Raw genomic sequence first — 18,419 nt, 5'->3', positions numbered from 1 at the left:
CCATCCGGCGGGCATCCGTTCCGCCCCGAAAGAGAAAGCACACCGCATGAGAATAGGTCTCAATAAATCCATGGCTGCGCGGCTGCTCGCCGCCGGGCTGGTGGTGCCGTTGCTGGGAACGGCCACAGCATGCCGATCCGCTGATCCTGAATCCCGCGGAACGCCCAAGGCTTCCGCCGGCTCAACTCCCTCCGCCTCCGCTCCGTCCACCACCGTTCCGTCCACCTCCGCCCCATCCACTTCGGCTAACGCTTCGCCGTCCGTCGGAGGCACCGCCACCGGCGAATCTCCGTCCGCAGCACCGGACGGGGAGGAACCGGTGCCGGAGGAACAGTCCCCGCAGCCGGCTCCGGAGCCCACCTTCAACGCCGCTGAGGACGTCTTCCTCGAGGGCAAAGTGCCGGCGGGTGTGGATCCCAACGCCGTCCTGCAGGTTGGCCAGGAGCGCTGCGACGTCCTGCTCAACGCCAAGACGTCCGATCCGGGGGCCGTGGTCAGCGAGCTGATCATGAATCCCTCGGCGGAGGCCACGGATGCCATTCGGTCCCTGTGCACGGATCTCCTGCCCGAACTCGAGGCAGCCGCACTCGGGTTCCCGGACGGGGTTTTCACCGTGGGCGCGCATGCACCGCACGCAGAGCAACCGTCAATCGCTCCCGGCAGCTACCGCGCCTACGCGGGCGTCGACGGGTGCAGCATCTCGATCTATGCCGGCTCCGGCGCTCTGCTCGGAGAATATGACGCCTCCGCGCCCGTCACCGTCGGCCCGGATGCCGCACGCGTGGATTCGAGCGGATGCTACTCGTGGTTCCGCTCATGACGCGCCGCGAGCGTTCCTCAGAAAAGCCAACCAACCGTCTTATCCAAGGGAAGGGGTAACCAATGGATATGCACGAACAGATTCTCATTCTGCGAAGAAATTGGATGTTCATCGTTTCATTCGCACTCATCGGCCTGATCACGGCCGGTGTGTTGTCTGTCCTCATGCCGAAGGCCTACACCGCAAGCAGCAGCATCTTTGTCTCAACCCAGAACGTGGAGTCCTCAGCCGAACTGCAGCAGGGCAGCGTGTTCGCGCTGGCACGGGTGCAGTCCTACGTGAGCCTGGTCAGGAAGCCGCAGGTCCTGGACCCGGTGATTGAAAAGCTCGGTCTGGACACCACCGCGGCGGAACTGGCCGAAAACGTCAAAGCCTCCACCTCCCGCAACACGGTTCTCATCCAGATCGAAGCCGTGGACTCCAATCCCCAGCGTGCAGCGGACATTGCCAACGGCATCGTCTCCAGCCTGATTCTGTCCGTGGCTGACCTGGAGCGTCCCACCAACGGGCTGCCCTCCCCGGTCCGGCTGTCCTCAGTGGATACCGCGCAGCCGCCGGACGGGCCGTCCAGTCCCAAAACATCCCTGAATCTGCTGCTCGGGCTGCTGTACGGCCTGGCCGCCGGGCTGGTGGTCGCCATCCTGCGCAACGTCCTGGACCGGCATGTCCGGACCGAAGCCGACGTGCGCAAGTCCACCTCCCTGCCGTTGCTGGGCGGCATCACCGAATCGGCAACGCCCCGGTCCTCCACCGCACCGTTTGTGCTGGCCGGCTCGGGCAGCGATGCGTTCCGCCAGCTGCGTACCAATCTGGAGTTCGCCGCCGTCGGGCATGAGATGCGGTCCGTGGTGGTCACGTCCTCCCAGGCCGGAGAGGGCAAGAGCACCGTGGCGCTGAACCTGGCGCTGAGCATCGCGCAGAGCGGCCGCAGTGTCCTGCTGGTGGACGCTGATCTGCGGCTGCCCTCGGTGGCTGACGCCACCGGCCTGGAGCAGACCGTGGGACTGACCTCGGTGCTGATCGGACGGACCAACCTCTCCGACGCAGCCCAGCAGTGGGGCACCGGCGGTTTGTCCGTCCTGACCTCGGGTCCGCTGCCGCCAAACCCCACCGAACTGCTGGGTTCCTCCACCATGCAGAAGCTGATCGGGGAAATGGAGGCAGCGTATGACGTTGTGATTCTTGATGCTCCGCCGGTGCTGCCGGTGGCGGACGCCACCATCCTCACCCGGTACACGGACAGCCTGCTGCTGGTGGTTGGTGCCACAAAGGTTAGCCAGCACAATTTGTCCAAGGCCGTTGAACAGCTGAACCTGGTCAAGGCCGACGTCATCGGCGTGGTCCTGAACCGGATCCCGCGCAAGGGCCCGGACGCGAACTCGGCGTACCTCACCGGTTACGGAGCCGCGCTGGCCTCTCCGCTGGACTGGGAGAAGGGCGGACAGCCGTCGTCGCCGGCGGCTGAAGCCAAGGCTGTCATGGCGCACGGCGAGGAGGACCACGGCAACACCCGCCGGAAGCACCCGGTGAAGAGCTGACTGGTGTTCAGTTCACTGCGGATCGCGCAAGCGGCGCGGCACGCTGAACGGTAAGGAACGGCTACAACGGAAGGCCCGGCACCTGATCAGGTGCCGGGCCTTCCCCTCGTTTCACCACTTATCCGCTGGAGACCTGCTGCGGAGCCGCGGCCTCAGGCTTGCTGCGCCGTCCCGCGGCGATGCTGAGCAACCCGCAGGCCGAGGCCAGCGCAACGGCTGCCGCGAAGCCCCAGGCTGCGGATGCCGCGGAACTGTTCAGGGCGAAGCAGAGCGGCAGGACGAGGGTGGATCCGGCGAGGACTCCGCGCATGGCGGTGGAAAGCCGGTTGGCAACGGACGCCCGGAAGTAGGCCAGCATGATCGTGTAAGGCACCATCGCCAGGTATTGAACGGCGTACGGCCAGCGCAGCTCCGTGGCGTTGGCCCAGGTATCCCCCAACATCCATTCGCCGGCGGCAGCGGGCAGGAACAGCACGGCGGCACCCCAGCCCACGGCCAGGACACCGACCACCGCCGAGGCCTCCAGCATCCGCCGGCGGAACGCCGCCGTCCCCCGCGAGCGCACCAGCTCCGGAATGATCGCCGTCTTCAGCGCACTGAAAACGGTGTTCAGCGGAGAGAAGAGCAGCTGCGCCGCACGCAGGGCCCCCACCCCGGCGGCCCCCAGCGGAAAGACCAGCAGGTACAGGACCGCGAAGCTCGAGGCATTCAGCGCAGCGAACTCTGCCAGGTAACGGAAGGCACAGTCCCGGTTCAGCCACAGCCACCGCGCTCCGGCCGGCACGGCCGGCAGGCTACGGGCAAGAACCAGGCCCGTCACCAGCGCTGCGAGCGCACCCCCTACCCAGCAGGCGAGCACGGGCAGCAGGGGCCGGCCGGCGGCGGCTGCCAGCAGCATGGCGGGAATGGACACGCAGGCCCAGATCCCGTCAACGGCCAGTGCCCGCACCGGCAGTCCCTGGCAGATAAAGAGGTACCGCAGACTGTCCTGCAGCAGGATAAACGGTGCCGCCAGCGCCATGACCAGCCACAACAGCGCATCCTGCCCTCCGGCCAGGCCGGCACCGGCCAGCAGGAACAACGCCGCCGGTACGGCCACGAGCACCGACCCGCCCAGGCTGGCGGCGATCACCGGGGCGTTGAGTGCTCCGGTGCGGGAGTAACGCACCAGTAGTGTTTCGCCCACAAAGGCGCGTTGGGCTCCGAGGAACAGCAGCAGCCCGGCGTAGGCAAGGGAAAACTGGCCGAACTCGCCGGTGCCCGCCACGTTCGCCGCGACGGCCACAGCCACGAAATTGGACACACTCGAGACGCCCTGGTCCGCGAAGGTTGTGAAGCGGCGCAGTGCTCCCATCAGCTCATCAGCTCAGCCGGAGAAGCTTGGACCGCCAATGCCGCATAAACGCGGCGCCGATCACCACGTGCGCGGCAGCCAGAACGAGGTAAACGGCGAGGAAGGCCGAAGGCGCGGGCACCAGCAGGAACGCCAGGCAGGTGATTCCGTAATCCACGGGCAGCATCACCACGGAGCGGAGGAGCAACCGGCGGTCCGGCGACGCCTGCGGGGTTCCTGCCGCCGGAGTCCCCGCCGCCGGAGTCCCCGCCGGTGCAAAACGTCCGTCAGCCGCGCCAGCCGGGCCGGGATCTGTCCGGGCGTTCCGCGCCAGCTGGTCAAACAGCACCCCGCCGAAGAAAATCAGCGAGCTGGCCAGCAGGAAGACACCGCAGGCAAGAGCCAGCAGCACGACGTCGTAATCCGTGGTCCGTGCCAGGAAACAGAAGACGGCCACGTGCATCACGGTCATCCGGCCGTTGTCCAGCACATGGTCCAGCCACTCACCGTAGGCCGAGCTGCTGCCCCGCAGCCGGGCCAGCTGCCCGTCCGCGGAATCCAGGACATATCCGGCCGCGAGCAGCACTCCGGTCAGCGCGGCCGCCGGGCCGGGCTGCGCCCACAGGGCCAGCCACAGGAGCGCACCGTAGGTCAGGGCCGCCCCGGCCCAGGTCACCTGGTTGGGCGTGACCCGGGTAGGCCGGAGGGCCGCCGCGACCGCCCGCCCGGCGGGGCGGTTCACGTACAGCAGATACAGCGGCACGCCCTTGCGGGTCTTCTGCGCCCGCCGGAGCTGATCGAAGGAGGCACGGAACCCCGGCCGGTCCGTTGCCTGGGGCAGGGGCCCGCTCATGGGGTTCTCCGTTTCCTGCGGCCGCCGGCCGCGGTGGTCAGGATGAGGATGGCTACCGCCAGGATCATCAGCCGGCCCATGGACTGAAGCAGTGATCCGCGCATCAGGATGAAGAGGTATCCGGCAAAGATCGAGATGCCCAGGTACCCCACGGATCCCATACCGAGCACATCCGCGCGGTACCCGGTGTCCAGCCGGTGGGCCAGCACCCCGAGGCCGATGAAAACCAGCATGACGCCCACCAGGCCGAAGTTGATCCAGGCTTCCGCCCACAGCGGCGCCGAGAGGTTGAGATTCGCGTTGTTCATCCATATGCCCACCTCAACACCCGTGTCATACGGCTTATCCGGCCAGCCCACCCGCGGCACCCAGAAAAGCAGCGGCCCGAGCGCCTGCATGCCCCAGGAGAATCCATGGTCCGCGGTGTAGCCCACGGTGTTGGCCAGCATGGTGAACTGGTCATAATCCTTGGTGGCGATCATGGTCCACACCGAATCCACCTGCAGGGGTGCCTGCGTACCGTTGGCACGGCGGGTGATGTCCGAGAGCGGAAAGATGAAGATCGAGGCAAAGGTTCCGCCGATGATGGCTAGGTTGAACAAGCCCCTGCGTCCTCGAATCAGCGGGAGGACCAGTCCGAAGAGCACCGCCAGGGTCCAATAGCGGGAGTTGGAAATCGGATTGTTCACGACGACGTTCATCACCACGAGCGCCGCCATCAGCGCCATGTCCGGGATGGCCACCGCATGCTCCCGGGCACGAACCACATGGATGTAGAAGATGAGCGCGCAGAGGACAGCCACGGACCCCGCGCCGGAGATGGTTGCCCGTATTGCCTGCCCGCTGTCCGGGTTGATGGCTTCGAGTGCGTCCCCGGCCTCCTCCCGGCTCAGGAAGAAGACGGCCGGGCCGCCCACCTGGGTGATGTAAATCAGTGCCGCTGCCAGGGCGGCCAGGGAGAAAATGCGCAGGACCTTGATGCTGCGCAGCCGAAGCACCCGCCTGGGGGGATTATTGGCCGGCGGCCGGCGCAGCCGCGAATGGTAGGCGACGTCGAAACACACCAGCCCCAGCAGGGTGAGCAGAGTGGCCTCCGTCAGCATCCAGTCATCCACCTGGATGGCCAGCGGCGTGGATCGTCCGGTGGTCAGCTGAGCGAGAGGTGCCACCCCCATGCACGTGTAGACGAAGATCCAGAACACGCCGGAGACCGGGCGGATGTCCCGCTGGCTCAGGACGAGGGCAAGTTTGACGGAGGCGTAGAGCACCACGGCGTAGCGGATGAAGAAATCCGTGTCCGTGTAGAAGACGGCGCTCGAGCCGCGGATCAGCAGCGGCAGCACCACCCCGAAGACGAGGAACGCCGCGATGGCAGCGGCGGGACGGGCGCTGGAGCGCCTGTCCACGCCGGTCTGGTCGGGCAGCAGAGTGGTCATGGCTGGTTTCCTTCCGGGACCGCGACGCCGCGGTAGGCCGTGAGCAGGTCCTGCGCCAGGGCGCGGGTGGACCAGTTATCGCGGTGGACCTGCCGCGCGTTGCCGCCGAGACGTTCCCGGGCGGCAGGGTCCCGGGCCAGCTGAAGCATCGCGTCCCGCACGGCGGACACGCTCGGCTCCACCACGACGGCGGCGTCCTGCCGGCCCATCAGCGGAGCCAGCCCGCACTGGGCCGTGAGAATCACCGGTGTGCCCAGCGCCGCCGCCTCGAGCACCGTCATGGGGTACGGCTCGGACAGCGCGGGCAGGACGTAGGCCGTGCACGCCGCCATCCGCGCCTGGACGCCGGCGGACGGCAGTTCGCCAACGAACTCGAACCGGTCCGCGTGCCGTGAGGCGGCAATCAGGCTGCGCACCGTCCCTGCTTCCCCCTGATCGGGGCCGACGACGGCGAACCGGGCGTCCAGCCCTGCGTCCAGGGCCTGGACAGCGGCCTGGATGAAGACTCCGGGCTGTTTGCGCGGTGCCAGCCGGGCCGCGAACAGGAACACCGGTGTGTCCGGATCCGACCACCGCTGTTCCGGCTCCGCGGTCGCGTTCACTACGCGGCGGAAGCGGCCGGGGTCCACGCCCAGCGCGGCCAGTCCCCTTTCCTCGTCCTCGGTCAGGGTCAGCCAGAGGCTCGGTATCTGCAGGATGCGGCGCGTGATCAGCAGGTCGAAGGCCCGCAGCGCCGGGCGCTGTGAAGGCTGAAGCATCCCGTGGGTCTGGGCCACCACCGGGACCCGGGCCCGGCCCAGCAGCAGCGTGGACGCGCAGGTGACGAAGTCCCGGCAGAGGTGGACGTGCGCGACGTCGGCCCCTGCTGCCGCCCGCCGGACGTAGCGCGGCAGTGCCAGACTGACCGGGGCCCGGAGCCGGGCTCCCGGTACGGGTCGGCGCATCCGGAAAAAGCGGACGGCCGCCGTCGGGCGTCCTGCTGCCGCCGGGAGCGACGGAGCCTGCGGACCGGCGGCCTGCCGGGGCGGGATGCCCAGCCAGCCGCCAAGGAGCTCGACTTTCGCTCCCAGCCGGGCCAGGGCATCGCTTTGCATCCGGGCCACCACCCAGACACCGCCCGCTGCCGCGCCCGGGCCGGCGAGACCGCCCACCTGCAGGACGGCCGGGGCCCACTCCGAGCCGTCCCTGACCCGGCCGGAGTCCGCGACGGGGAGTGCTGAGTCCTCGAGGGCGGCCGCGGTCTGTGCCTCAGGGAGCTGCGCGCCGGCGGCACCCCGTATTCCGGCCGTCACCTGCCGCCCCCTCGGGCAGCGGAAGAGACAGATCCCGTGCCTCGGCGCTGTCCGCCCTGGCCGTGCCCGCGCACCTCGCGGATTCTGCGTGAAACGGTAAACCCGGGGCGCTGGAAAGCCTCAGAAATCATTTTCTCTTCGGGTCTCACCCGGCACCGCCCGGAATAACGGGGAACCGGCAAAATCGAGCCTCCAGGCGGCATAAACCTGCACTTGGGAAAAATAGCCGCGGCACCCCGGCCGGTTCGAATGTCAATGCCGTACTGCCGGCTCTGCCTTTCCCGCAGCAGCACGTGATTCCCGGTGAGACTGCCTGCCGGTGCAGGCTGCCGCGCTGCCGTCCCAGCGTTTCGACCGGGGTACACACAGTTTCGGAGGAGGGCCGAACCGAAGACGGCAAGGGCCCTCGACGACATTACGGCGGCATTTTCGGAATTGCGTGTATCAGCCAAAAGTAAAACAGGTATATTACTCACTTACTTCCCCCGAATTAGGTATTTATTGGTCGCGTTAGCGTTTATTTCCGAGATGATTAGATTAGAATTCAGGAATGCCTACACGACATGGACGCCACACATCCAAGCCCCGTTCCCGGAGGAGGAAACGGCGGGGCAGGAACATCGTCTGGTTCCTGGTCCTCGCCCTGGCCGCCGGGCTGGTTTCGGCGTACGCACTCACCCAGTCCACAGGGACCAGCCGGGCCGATGACCCGCGCCCGTCCTCCACATCCGCGGGAGTCACCCCGGGCGCAGGTCCGGCCCTGGCTGACTCCGTGGTGAAGATCGATGTTCTGGGCGATTCCTATACGGCAGGTTCCGTGGAAGGCGGCCGCGGAGCGGCAAACTGGACCAGGCTGGTGGGCACCCGGTTCACGGACCGCGGCGATACCGTTGAACTGAACGTCATGGCGCAGCCGGGATCCGGTTACATAGCCCGCGGCAATGCCGGCCTCCACTTCCGGGAGATCGTCACCCTCAGGCTGAGGGAGGATGCAGACGTTGTCCTGGTGTTCGGCAGCAGGAATGACGGCGTCCAGACGGACGACGCCATGTACACGGCCGCCAAGTCGCTGTACGCGGATATCCGGGACCGTGCTCCGTCGGCGCGCATCATCGCCGTAGGACCCGCCTGGGGCGAGGAGTCCGCGCCGGACTTCATCCGGGCCAACAACGAGGCCATGGCACGGGCTGCCAGTGAGGAAGACGTGCGTTACGTTGATGCCATCGCGGCCGGCTGGTTCGCCGGGGACAGCACCGGGCTGATCAGTGAGGACGGTATCCATCCCACGGACGCCGGCCACGATTACCTGGCCGGGAAGATTTTTCCGCTGCTGGCAGATGCCATGCGCGAGATGCGCACCGCCTAGGCGGTGCCGGGCCCTCACCGCTCCTCCCGTTCCGGTGTGCTGCCCCCGGCTCCGGAGGGAAACCTCTCCCCCAGCCCGGTTGGTCCGGAGGCGCTGCCCAAGACCTGCCCCGGCGGCACCGTCCCCTTCACCACGGTCATGGGCTGGATGACGGCGGACCTCCCGATTCCCGCGCCTCCCAGCACCATGCAGCGGGACGTGATCCAGGCGCCGTCGTCAATCCGGATGGGACTGGTCACCAGTCCCATGTCGGTACGGACCCGGTGGCTGCCTGTGGTCAGGAACGTCTCCTGGGAGATGACCACATCGCTGCCTACATAGATGTGGTCCTGGTTGTGGAACCAGACGCCCTCCCCGATCCAGCTGCGTGCGCCGATATGCAGTTTCCACGGTGCCTTCACCCTGGTCCGCGGCCGGAAGACCACGCCGTCGGCAATCTCGGCCCCGAAGGCGCGCAGCACCGCCACCCGCAGACGCGAACTGATCTGCCACGGATTGGTGAGGAACACCAGTTCACAGGCAGACCAGAGGTACACCACCGGGCGGGGCCTGCCCCAGGCCTCGCCGGATCCGGGGGCCCGGGAGAGGTCAATGACGGGGGGCCGGCGGAGCGTCTCCGGGGATCCGCCGTCCCCCGGAGGCCCGGCCGGCTGTTCCCGGAGCATCAGGAGGCCTTCCGCTGGAAGCCGCGCGGAGGCGGGGCGGCATGGGCGGGACGGTTCCTGGCTCCGGGGCCGGCCTCCGCCGTTCCGGGGATGAAGCCGGGTCCCGCGGCACGGTTGAGTACCGTTTCAAACCGGTCCGCGATGGGGCCGATGCCGAACCGGCGCTCTGCCAGCTGCCTTCCCTTGCGCCCGACGGCCGCTGCGGCTTCGGGCTCCCGGGCCAGCATCCGGAGCCAGCCGACCGCGGCGGCAATCCCGAAGTCAGTGGGAGGTCCAACGAAGCCGTCGGCAGCCCTGATATCCGCTGCCGCCGGGTTGTCGGCGGGCATGAGCCCGAGGACGGGGCGCCCTGCGGCAAGTGAGGAAAGCACCTTGCTGGGAATGGAAAACCGCGAAGCCTCCGGTTCCAGGATGGTGAGCAGGGCATCGGCGGAGCCGAGCATGTCCGGGAGGTCGGCCGCGGACTGGAAGGGCAGCAGGGTCACCGGCAGGTCCGGAGACCGCTCCAGGTCCTGGCGCAGCATGTCAATGCCTTCCCCCTCCGACGCGACAATCAGCCGGGCGGGCAGACCCGCACCCAGGGCCGAGCGGAGCAGGCCCGTCAGCAGCAGGGGATTATGCTTGCGTCCCAGCGTCCCGGCATAAAGCAGCCGGAATTCCGACCCCCGGGGCAGATGCTGGTCCGCCCAGGCGTTCTCCCGGGGCCGGGGCACTATCTCCCCGATCGGCGCCCAGTTCGGGATCACCGTGACGTGGCTGGTCCGCACCCCCCATTGGCGGTAGGCCCGCCGGAACTCTTCCCCAATGGCCACCACCTGGGTGGCACTGCGCACCACGTTGGCCTCTGTCCTGCGGACCAGTGCGCTGCCGGCTCCCGCGGCCGGCCCCGGCAGCCGGCGGTTTATCTCATCGGAAATGGCATTGCTGAAGAGGTCCTGGTGCCAGAGCACCCAGGGCTGGTTCCATCGCGCAGCAGCCCGCCGGAACGCGGCCAGGGCAAACAGCGGGACGTTGCAGGCCACCACGCAGTCCGGAGCCGTCCGTTCCGTGTGGGCAAGCCAGGCGGAGGCATAGGACCGTTCAAAGCGGATGCGGCCCACGGCGCTGTACTTCTGAAAGGGCCGGCCCGCGGTCAGCGGTGAAAAACGCAGCTGCTGCGGATCTTCCGCCGTTCGTTCCAGGGTTCCCTTTCCGCTGGCGTACTGGGCCGAGTACACATGGTCCACGTTGTGTCCGCGCGCCGCCAGGTAGCGGGACAACTCAGCCGGAAACAGGTGACCCGAGAAATCGTGCATCTGGATATGCATGCCTATCCCCTTCCGGAAACGAGAGAGTTCATGGTTGTCAGCTTTCTTCTTGGTGAGACCAGCCGAAGCCGGAGGGGAATGGCTAATAGGCACCCACGGGCCTGCGGAGCATCTGCACCGTGCGCCAGAGAATGATGAGGTCGCCGGCAAGCGACCAGTTTTCGACGTAGTACAGGTCCAGGCGGACACCGTCTTTCCAGTTGAGTTCGGACCTGCCGTTGATCTGCCACATGCCGGTAAGGCCCGGTTTGATGTAGAGGCGCCGGTGGACACGGTTGCCGTACTGGGCCACCTCGCGCGGCAGCGGGGGCCGGGGACCGACCAGGGACATGTGCCCCAGGAACACGTTCCACAGCTGGGGAAGCTCGTCGAGGGAGTACTTGCGCATCCAGCGGCCCACCCGGGTGACCCGCGGATCATGCTGCATCTTGAACAACACCCCCGAGCTTTCGTTCCGGTCCAGCAGCCCGGCCAGGTCATCCTCCGCCGTCTGCACCATGGAGCGGAACTTAAGCATTTCGAAGACCTCCCCTCCACGGCCCACCCGCTTCTGCCGGAATATCACCGGTCCGGGACTGTCCCGCCGGACCAGCACCGCAAGGATGAGGAAGACCGGGATCAGGGCGAGCAGGGCGGCGCCGGAAAGCGCAACGTCCAGGCTGCGCTTGAGCACGTGCTTGGCGCCGGAATACTGCGGCAGCTCCACGTGCATCAGGGGCAGGCCCTCGACGGGCCGGGAATGGATCCGGGGACCGGCCACATTGGTCAGCCCGGTGGTCAGGATCAGCTGGGTGGAGGACTCTTCCAGTTCCCAGCTGAGTTCCTGGACATAACGGCTTCCGCCCTTGGTGGGGCCCGCGACAATGACGGCATCGGCGCGGAGCCGGCCCACGGCGTCGACCACCGTCTGTTCGTCGGAAACCACGGGCAGCCTGGTGGAGTCCACATCTAGCCAGGTCCGCTTCTTGCCCGTCAGGGCCACGCCCACCACCTGGTAGGCAGCCTTGGACTTGGCGTTGATCTGGTGGACGACGTACCGCACGTCCCGGGCGCGCCCCAGCACAACGACCTTGAAGAGGTACCGTCCACGCTGCCGCTGGGCCTGCAGCCACTGGCGCAGCAGCCACCGCGAGCAGACGAGCCCGCCCACCCCCGCAGGGAAAACCAGTCCGAGATATCCCCGGGACACATCGAACTGGAAGACCACTGAGGCCAGGGCCAGGCCACCCAGCAGCATGACGCTGGCGTTGACCACCCGTTTGTATTCGTCGGCTCCCATGCCGGTGATGCGGGAATCCCGGCTTCGGTAAACGTGCAGGGCCAGCATCCAGCCGGAGCCGACTATCACGGAGAAGACCAGGTAGGTGGTGGTCACCGAACCGATGTGCAGCGGGGCCGGTGACAGGCCGAACCAGGCCAGGTGTCCGGCCAGGGCCGCCGCGAACACCACCACGGCGTCCGTCACGGTGATGATCCGGGAGTATTTGCGGGCCCACGCAGCGGCGGCACTCCTGGACTGGCCGGTCCCGGGAAACGGCCGCCGTTTGGTGAAACTGGGAAAGACGAACGCTTCCGCCGGCGGTGCAGCGGGGGCGGCCGTGCGTACATGGGCAGACGCCGGCGCCGGTGGGAGTGTCCGAAGCGGGCCGGACACATGGCCGGACACCTGCCCGGACAGAGGTGGTGCGTCAGTGGGAAACGGCGTGCCCATGATGTCCGCGCCGGCTGGCGACCCCGGCACCTCCAACGCCGGGGCGCCCGGCAGAAGCCCGGGCTGCATATCAGCACCCATAACGAGACCGTCATTCCTTTTTGTGCAGACCATTTATCCAACGGACATCAATCTAGGAGCGCCCCCCTGCCACGGGCACGAGTACCGGGTACTCAGTTGAACCGGCGGGCGTGCCCCGCACCGCAGGGCTTCTACCTGTCTTGCTACGCGGGTACCGGAAACACAGTGGCTGCTGACACTGCAGGGGTTCCTGTTGACACCGGTATCCGCGGTCCGGCCCGTGCCACCGGTACTGCCGGAAAACTCCTGCCCGTGCCTCCGGAGGGCTAGAGCAGTGACCCCGTCCGGTGGCCGGGTTCCAGGGCACGGTAGGCCGACTCGAGGTCCGCCCTGCGGCTGATTCCGAGCTTCACGTAGATCCGGTAGACGTGCCCTTCCACGGTCCGCTGGGACAGTGTGAAATGGACGGCAATGTCCTTGGTCGTGGCACCCGAGAGAAGCAGATCCACGATTTCGTGTTCCCGGCGGGTCAGCCGCACCAGATGCAGTGAAGGGCTGAGATAGGAAACCGTCACTCCGGCCAGTTCCTCCCGACGCCGCCGCAGCTGCTGGATCAGGGCACGCTGCCGGCGGAGGTTTCCGTGGTTGCCGTAGAAGCGGATGGCATGTCCGATGCTCTCCACGGCCACGAGGTATTTCTGCGCGCGGATGGCATCCTCGGCGGCCGCGACCATCCGGTCCGGGTTGCCTGAGGCGACGGCAACGGCATAGGCGTGCAGGGCCTGGGCCTCCGCGCCGTCGAAGTCCGCAGTCAGCTCCGCCAGGCGCCCCAGCTGCGCGAGGCCGCCGACGGCCAGGCACAATTCCAGGATGTCCTTCTCGCTGCTATGCAGTCCGGCCTCCCTGGCCTCGGCGGCAAGCGCGGCAAGCTGCTCAGGAGGCGGACCCTCGGTGGACTGAGAGGCTTCGGCCGCAGCGGCGTAGGCCTGGGCCGTGAGCCACAAATGCCGGCGGCCGGTGTAGCCCGCCGTGGAAACCCGGGTACTGCCCGCGGGACCGGAGGCTCCGTCGCCGACCACGGCCGATGCGTAACCTGCCAGCCCCAGCGCGTAGGGAAGCAGGACCTCGGGGTCCCCGTCCCGCAGCGCTTCCACCGCAGGCCGCAGCCGGCGCAGCCCTTCGTGCAGCCTTCCCCGGTGGATTTCGAGAGCCCCCTCGATCACACCCAGCGTCCCGCCCAGTGCGGTCAGCAGGTGCTGGGGGCCGGAATGTATCCGGGCGGCCAGCTGCTCCACCTGCGTAAACCGCCCGCTGTGCAGCAGGGCGAAGGCATGGCGCACGAAGACAAATCCGGTGTAGCCCCACAGCTGTCCGGCACTGTTATTCAGCAGATCCGCGGCGGCCTGCGCCTGCTCCAGCGCAGCTTCCACCTCGCCGCACGCCGTGAGGACCTCTGCGTAGAGACCGTGCAGTACGAGCGCCCGTTCAGCATCCTGGTCCGTCTCCCCCGCGGCAAGATCGGCCAGCCGGCTTCGGGCTTCGGTATAGTTGCCGTCCACGATCAGAGCAGCTGCGGCCAGCAGCTGCGCCGCTGCCGAAACGCCGGCCGGTGTGCCCGCGGAGGCATCTTCCGAGGCGGACAGCCGCGTTGCCGCTTCCACCCACCTTTCGGCCAGGCCGGTCAGTTCATTGCCGTCCGCGTGCGACTGGCGAAGCATCAGGGCACTGGTGAAGGCCGTTCGCTGCAGGCTGCGCTGGGTCCAGCTGCCGGCGTCGTCCGTCCCAGCCCTCAGCGTCTCCAGCTGCGTGCGTACCCGCCCGTAGCTGCCCTCCTGTGCATAGGCGACGGCGAGCTCCACCTCCGCGTCCTTCCTAAACGGCAGCGGTCGGACCGCGGCCGCGAATCTCCGGCCACGGGCGCCGTCCCCCATGTTATTGGCCGCACGAGCCGCCGCGAGCAGGTCTTCAGGTGGAAGCCGTTCGCCGCAGTCCAGTGCCCACTCGACATAGCGCAGCGCCATATCGAGCCCCTCGGGGTCCGTCTGCTCCCGCAGCGGGCCTGGGTCATAGCGGCCCAGGACCCTGGCATGGATCTCCGCGCTCCGGGCTGCCGGAACGAGGCAGCGGATGATCTCCTCGTGCAGCGGCTGCACCAAATGCGCGAATTCATCCTGGCCCGGCAGGATTTCCACGAGGCCGTCGATCATCAGCGACCGCACCGCCTCGTCGTCGGAAACCGCCGACGCCACGGACCGCGGCAGGCGCCCGGCGAGTGCCACCGTCTCCAGCACGCTGCGTTCGGCGGGGCTGCGTGTTGCCAGCAGCGTCTTGACCAGGTCAAACAGCGGGGTATCCACGCAGTCCGGCTCGCCGGAGAGGTACCAGGCGCCGTTGCGTTCCACCAGCCGCTGCTGCCGCCGGGCACGGGTCAGCATTTCCTTCACATACAGCGGATTGCCGCGGGACATCCGGTGCAGCACCGTACTGGAGGCCTGCAGTACCGGTCCGCCCAGCACACTGGCGCAGAACTCGTGGACGGCGGGGCCGGACAACGGCTCCAGATCGATCCGGGCCAGCAGCCCGTCCCGGGCAAGGGAGAGAAGTTCATGGATCCGGGGTGCCCTCGGCCGGGAAATCACCATCAGCCGGAGCTCTCCGGACATGGCCAGCTGGGTGAGCAGGTGTGCACTGGCTTCATCGAGATGCTGGGCGTTGTCCACCACCAGGAGGCTCTGCATGCCGCTGGTTTCCGTCAGCCGCTGGAAGTGCGCCCGTACTGTCCGCAGGACGGCCAGCGGTGACTCCATATCGGCGGCGGTGGCCGATCCCAGGTAGGTGGAGAGAATGCCGTACTGCATGCGGGACAACACGGGGCTTCCGCTGACGTAGTACGGAGCCATGACCGAGCGCAGGTGTTCTGCGGCGGATGCGGCCAGGGAGGACTTGCCGATTCCCTCTGCCCCGAGCAGGACCACGCCCCGCAGTCCGGGGTCCAGCAGCCGGCTGGTCACCTCGGCGAGTTCCCGGTCGCGGCCGAAGAGCTCACTGGTCTGTTCCCGGTGTGTCATTTCTTTGCCCCTGCCTGCTCGGCGATAGTGCGTGCCAGCTCCCGGCGGCTGCCTACATGGAGCTTCGAATACACCTGGTACAGATGCCCTTCAACGGTCCGGACCGAAATGCCCAGTTCCTCCGCGATCTTCTTGTTGCTGGTGCCTGCTACGGCTTTGCGGGCAATCGAGCGCTCCCGTGCCGTGAGTGCGCCGAGGAACTCGTCTGAGGCCTCGACCGGAGAATCGGGGGCCGCCGTCCGGCGGCTTCGGTGGATGAAGCGGACCGTGGCGCGGTCCCCGGCGCCGGAGGCGATGCCCAGGGCGTGCTCGGAAATTTCGCGGGCCAGCAGGACATGTCCGGAGCCGGCGGCCTGCTCCGACGCCCGCAGGAGCATCTGCGCGTCGCCGTTGCCCAGGCCCTTGGCATACAGCTCGCACAATGCTGCGAAGTCCCCCTGCTGGTTCGCCGCCACGGACAGCACGTCATCCAGGCTGTCCGCGTCTCCCAGCCGCATCGCGGTGACCCGGGCCAGGAGTTCGTACGCATGGGCTCCGCGCCTGTGGTCCTGCGCGGCCAGGGAAACGAAGCGGGCGCTTCCGTTTCCTCCTCCCAACGCCGCTTCCGCCAGGGCGGCGAAGTGGCGGGCACCGCGCCGGACAACCCAGGGGCCACCGTCGGCCGCTGAGCGCTGCACCTGCAGATACCGGCCCGCGTCCTCACGCCGCTCTTCCAGGGCGTGGCAGTACGCCGCAGCCGCCGCCGCAAGCGGCAGGAGGGCTGCGGGTCCGCTGGCCGCCAACTGGTCAACCGCGGGGGTCAGTGCCGCGAGCGCCGGCTCCGGCTTGCCTGCGAAGGCATTCAGCAGGCCCTCGGCCAACTCCAGGTAGGTGCCGTCCATGCCGGACGTGGCGGAAGGGTCGTCCAGCAACCGCTCGCAGTCGGACAGGGCTCCGGTGAACAGATATGTATGCAGCAGCCGGCCGACCACCCTGGCACGGGTGCCTGCATCCGTTCCTTCAAGCTGCCGTTCCACCTTTCCGGCCAGTTCGGCGGCGTCATCCTGGCGGTTGGTCATGCCCCAGGCCTCGCTCTGCCAGGCGCCTTTGAGGATCCGGAAGTCCGCATCCGGGAGCTCAAGGCCGTCCAGATAGGACGCGTTCACCAGGAACCGGCCGTGGGCCGAATGGCATTCAGCCCGGGAGAGCGCCAGCTCGCGCACCAGCCCGGCGGTGTTCGCCCGGCCCACTCCGGTCAAGGCCTCGATTTCGCGCTCTATCTGTTCAAAGAGCTCCGTGTGCCGCATGCGTGCCGGCTCGGCTGCGGCTTCGGCGGTGCGGGGATCCCGCAGCCCGGTGGCCTCGATGCACAGCACCCGGCACTCGGCGAGCAGCAGGCGGATCCTGTCCTCGGCGGACGGAACGACGTCGCTGCCCCGGAAGCGTGCCAGCACTCCGAGTGCGGCCCCGTATTCGCCCTGGGCCGTGCGTGCGCGGGCAAGTTCGATAACGGCGGCCGCGTTCTCGCCGCCGTCGAACGCGGCTGAGATCAACCGGACGGCGGTTTCCGGCAGGCCGGTGACGGTCGCCTGCCGAGCGGCTTCCACAGCCAGGTCCCGGGCCGGCACTTCGCCGATGCTGTCCAGCCACCGGGCCAGGACGAGCGGATCCAGGACCAGTCCGGTGTTCAGCGAAGGCGCAAGTTCCTCGAAGAGCTGCCGCTGCCGTGACGGAGTCAGCCCTGCCCGCACCGAGCGTGCCATTACCGGGTTGGTGATCAGCACGTCCGGTACGGGATTCGCATTGAGGGTGACCAGCCCCTGCTCCTGCAGGGAATCCAGCTCCGTGCTGTCCAGCCGTGCCAGGACCACCGGAAGCGGCAGGGACCCTGCCATCGACAGCAGCTGAAACAACGTGCTCTGGGAAGGTGTCAGCGCCGCCATGGTGGACGTCACCGCACCGGCCACCCGTCCGGCGCGGATATCCTCACCGGGAACCAGGATCCAGCTGCCGTTGTGCTGCCTGAGCCGGCCTGCGTCCTGGAAGTCTGCCTGTGCCAGGGTCAGCAGATGCGGGTTGCCTCCGGCATAGTCGTTGATGGCGGCAGCCGCGGCGCGGGAGACCGTGCCCCCCAGCAGTGAGCCGAGGTAGGCGGCGGTTTCCTTGACGCTCAGCGGCTCCAGATCCACCCGCGCAAGGATCCCGTCCCGCCAGAGGCCCGCGAACTCCGCCGGAGCCGAACAGAAGTCGCGGAAGGCAACAAGCATGCCTGCGCTTCGGTTGTGCACCATCTGGGTCAGCACCATGGCGGAGAACTCGTCCAGTTCCTCGGCGTTGTCCACGGCCAGCAGGACGGGAAGGCCACCGGCACGCTCCGTGACCAGGCGGGTGAGTCCGCGCAGGATCATGACCGGATGCTCGGAAAACTCGGGGTCCAGGTCGGAGAGCAGGAATGTCAGGGCGCCGAACGGTGTCCGGCTCGCGAATTCCGAACCCCGCACCTGCACAATGTAGGTCTCCGCCTCCAGGTTCCGAAGCACGTGCTGCATCACGGCGGTCTTCCCGATGCCGGGTTCGCCCACGAGGAGACAGCCCGCCCCCGGTGTTGTTCCGGCGAGGTTCCGCAGGATTTCCTCGACGACTCCGGCTCTGCCGATCATTGCCGGGTAGGCACCCTGGCCGGCCGGGACGGCAGGTGGAACCGGTGCCGGTAGACCGGAAGGAGAAGCGTGGAGCGGGAGTCGCTGATCATCATGTGGCTGCACTTTTGAGACCCGGTTTCTGTCGGTTCAGATTCGGCGGTTCAGATTCGGCGGTTCAGATTCGGCGGTTCAGGTGTGTCGGTTCAGCAGCAGGTAGCCCTCTACCCTGGGGGAGGGTTGCCACCGGTATTGCTGTTGTCCACCAGAGTAGGAAGGCCTTCCGGGCGCTACACGAGTAGCGCTCCCTAGTTCCGCTACTCGATTACTCGGAAATCGCCCGTACATGGCCGTGTATGCCTACGTAATTACCGGTGCGAACCACCTGCGA

The 18,419-nt window shown here is 67.7% G+C and carries 12 protein-coding genes; 3 read left to right on the top strand and 9 right to left on the bottom strand.

Annotated features, from left to right (window positions below):
• Window positions 1-46 precede the first annotated feature (46 nt).
• Both GD627_RS13265 and GD627_RS13260 read left to right on the top strand, forming a co-directional pair.
• Complete coding sequence (locus GD627_RS13265) at window positions 47-820, top strand: RodZ family helix-turn-helix domain-containing protein (protein WP_152272885.1); 774 nt, start codon at window positions 47-49, stop codon at window positions 818-820.
• Window positions 821-882: 62 nt separating this feature from the next.
• Window positions 883-2,358 (top strand): tyrosine-protein kinase domain-containing protein, encoded by a 1,476-nt coding sequence (locus GD627_RS13260; protein WP_152272884.1) that lies wholly within the window; start codon window positions 883-885, stop codon window positions 2,356-2,358.
• A 118-nt stretch (window positions 2,359-2,476) separates the two neighbouring features.
• Here GD627_RS13260 and GD627_RS13255 read toward each other — a convergent pair whose 3' ends face one another.
• The 4 genes from GD627_RS13255 to GD627_RS13240 are packed head-to-tail and all read right to left on the bottom strand — an operon-like array spanning window position 2,477 to window position 7,272.
• Window positions 2,477-3,712 carry an MATE family efflux transporter gene (locus GD627_RS13255; protein WP_152272883.1) on the bottom strand — a complete coding sequence of 412 codons (1,236 nt, stop codon included), beginning with the start codon at window positions 3,710-3,712 and terminating at the stop codon, window positions 2,477-2,479.
• 7 nt (window positions 3,713-3,719) lie between these two features.
• On the bottom strand, window positions 3,720-4,544 hold the full coding sequence (locus GD627_RS13250) for a CDP-alcohol phosphatidyltransferase family protein (RefSeq protein ID WP_152272882.1): 825 nt from the start codon (window positions 4,542-4,544) through the stop codon (window positions 3,720-3,722).
• Entirely contained in the window at window positions 4,541-5,980 is a 1,440-nt protein-coding gene (locus GD627_RS13245; protein ID WP_152272881.1) for a hypothetical protein, read from the bottom strand. The genes GD627_RS13250 and GD627_RS13245 overlap by 4 nt, the downstream gene beginning before the upstream one ends.
• The gene (locus GD627_RS13240; protein ID WP_152272880.1) at window positions 5,977-7,272 is read right to left on the bottom strand and encodes a glycosyltransferase; all 1,296 of its coding nucleotides are present in this window, start codon (window positions 7,270-7,272) and stop codon (window positions 5,977-5,979) included. Before GD627_RS13240 ends, GD627_RS13245 begins: the two co-directional genes overlap by 4 nt.
• Window positions 7,273-7,822: 550 nt before the next feature.
• Between GD627_RS13240 and GD627_RS13235 the strand changes: the two genes are divergently transcribed.
• The gene (locus tag GD627_RS13235; RefSeq protein ID WP_152272879.1) at window positions 7,823-8,638 is read left to right on the top strand and encodes an SGNH/GDSL hydrolase family protein; all 816 of its coding nucleotides are present in this window, start codon (window positions 7,823-7,825) and stop codon (window positions 8,636-8,638) included.
• 14 nt (window positions 8,639-8,652) lie between these two features.
• Here GD627_RS13235 and GD627_RS13230 read toward each other — a convergent pair whose 3' ends face one another.
• From GD627_RS13230 to GD627_RS13210, 5 genes are all read right to left on the bottom strand, one after another.
• Window positions 8,653-9,303 carry an LbetaH domain-containing protein gene (locus GD627_RS13230; RefSeq protein WP_246165502.1) on the bottom strand — a complete coding sequence of 217 codons (651 nt, stop codon included), beginning with the start codon at window positions 9,301-9,303 and terminating at the stop codon, window positions 8,653-8,655.
• The gene (locus GD627_RS13225; RefSeq protein WP_152272878.1) at window positions 9,303-10,610 is read right to left on the bottom strand and encodes a glycosyltransferase family 4 protein; all 1,308 of its coding nucleotides are present in this window, start codon (window positions 10,608-10,610) and stop codon (window positions 9,303-9,305) included. The genes GD627_RS13230 and GD627_RS13225 overlap by 1 nt, the downstream gene beginning before the upstream one ends.
• Before the next feature lie 82 nt (window positions 10,611-10,692).
• Window positions 10,693-12,402 carry a sugar transferase gene (locus tag GD627_RS13220; protein ID WP_246165501.1) on the bottom strand — a complete coding sequence of 570 codons (1,710 nt, stop codon included), beginning with the start codon at window positions 12,400-12,402 and terminating at the stop codon, window positions 10,693-10,695.
• Window positions 12,403-12,668: 266 nt separating this feature from the next.
• Window positions 12,669-15,410 (bottom strand): helix-turn-helix transcriptional regulator, encoded by a 2,742-nt coding sequence (locus tag GD627_RS13215; protein WP_152272877.1) that lies wholly within the window; start codon window positions 15,408-15,410, stop codon window positions 12,669-12,671.
• Window positions 15,407-18,049 (bottom strand): helix-turn-helix transcriptional regulator, encoded by a 2,643-nt coding sequence (locus GD627_RS13210; RefSeq protein WP_152272876.1) that lies wholly within the window; start codon window positions 18,047-18,049, stop codon window positions 15,407-15,409. The genes GD627_RS13215 and GD627_RS13210 overlap by 4 nt, the downstream gene beginning before the upstream one ends.
• Window positions 18,050-18,419: the final 370 nt, after the last annotated feature.

The organism is Arthrobacter yangruifuii (assembly GCF_009192775.1).
Taxonomy (GTDB): Bacteria; Actinomycetota; Actinomycetes; order Actinomycetales; family Micrococcaceae; genus Arthrobacter_B; species Arthrobacter_B yangruifuii.
Note: the sequence above shows the minus strand (reverse complement) of the source record. Positions and strands in the feature narration are given on the sequence as shown.

Coding starts and splice junctions, on each gene's coding strand:
- GD627_RS13245 (WP_152272881.1), bottom strand. CDS start 5,980: ATGACCACTCTGCTGCCCGACCAGACCGGCGTGGACAGGCGCTCCAGC.
- GD627_RS13210 (WP_152272876.1), bottom strand. CDS start 18,049: ATGATCGGCAGAGCCGGAGTCGTCGAGGAAATCCTGCGGAACCTCGCC.
- GD627_RS13265 (WP_152272885.1), top strand. CDS start 47: ATGAGAATAGGTCTCAATAAATCCATGGCTGCGCGGCTGCTCGCCGCC.
- GD627_RS13260 (WP_152272884.1), top strand. CDS start 883: ATGGATATGCACGAACAGATTCTCATTCTGCGAAGAAATTGGATGTTC.
- GD627_RS13230 (WP_246165502.1), bottom strand. CDS start 9,303: ATGCTCCGGGAACAGCCGGCCGGGCCTCCGGGGGACGGCGGATCCCCG.
- GD627_RS13215 (WP_152272877.1), bottom strand. CDS start 15,410: ATGACACACCGGGAACAGACCAGTGAGCTCTTCGGCCGCGACCGGGAA.
- GD627_RS13255 (WP_152272883.1), bottom strand. CDS start 3,712: ATGGGAGCACTGCGCCGCTTCACAACCTTCGCGGACCAGGGCGTCTCG.
- GD627_RS13250 (WP_152272882.1), bottom strand. CDS start 4,544: ATGAGCGGGCCCCTGCCCCAGGCAACGGACCGGCCGGGGTTCCGTGCC.
- GD627_RS13235 (WP_152272879.1), top strand. CDS start 7,823: ATGCCTACACGACATGGACGCCACACATCCAAGCCCCGTTCCCGGAGG.
- GD627_RS13225 (WP_152272878.1), bottom strand. CDS start 10,610: ATGCATATCCAGATGCACGATTTCTCGGGTCACCTGTTTCCGGCTGAG.
- GD627_RS13220 (WP_246165501.1), bottom strand. CDS start 12,402: ATGGGTGCTGATATGCAGCCCGGGCTTCTGCCGGGCGCCCCGGCGTTG.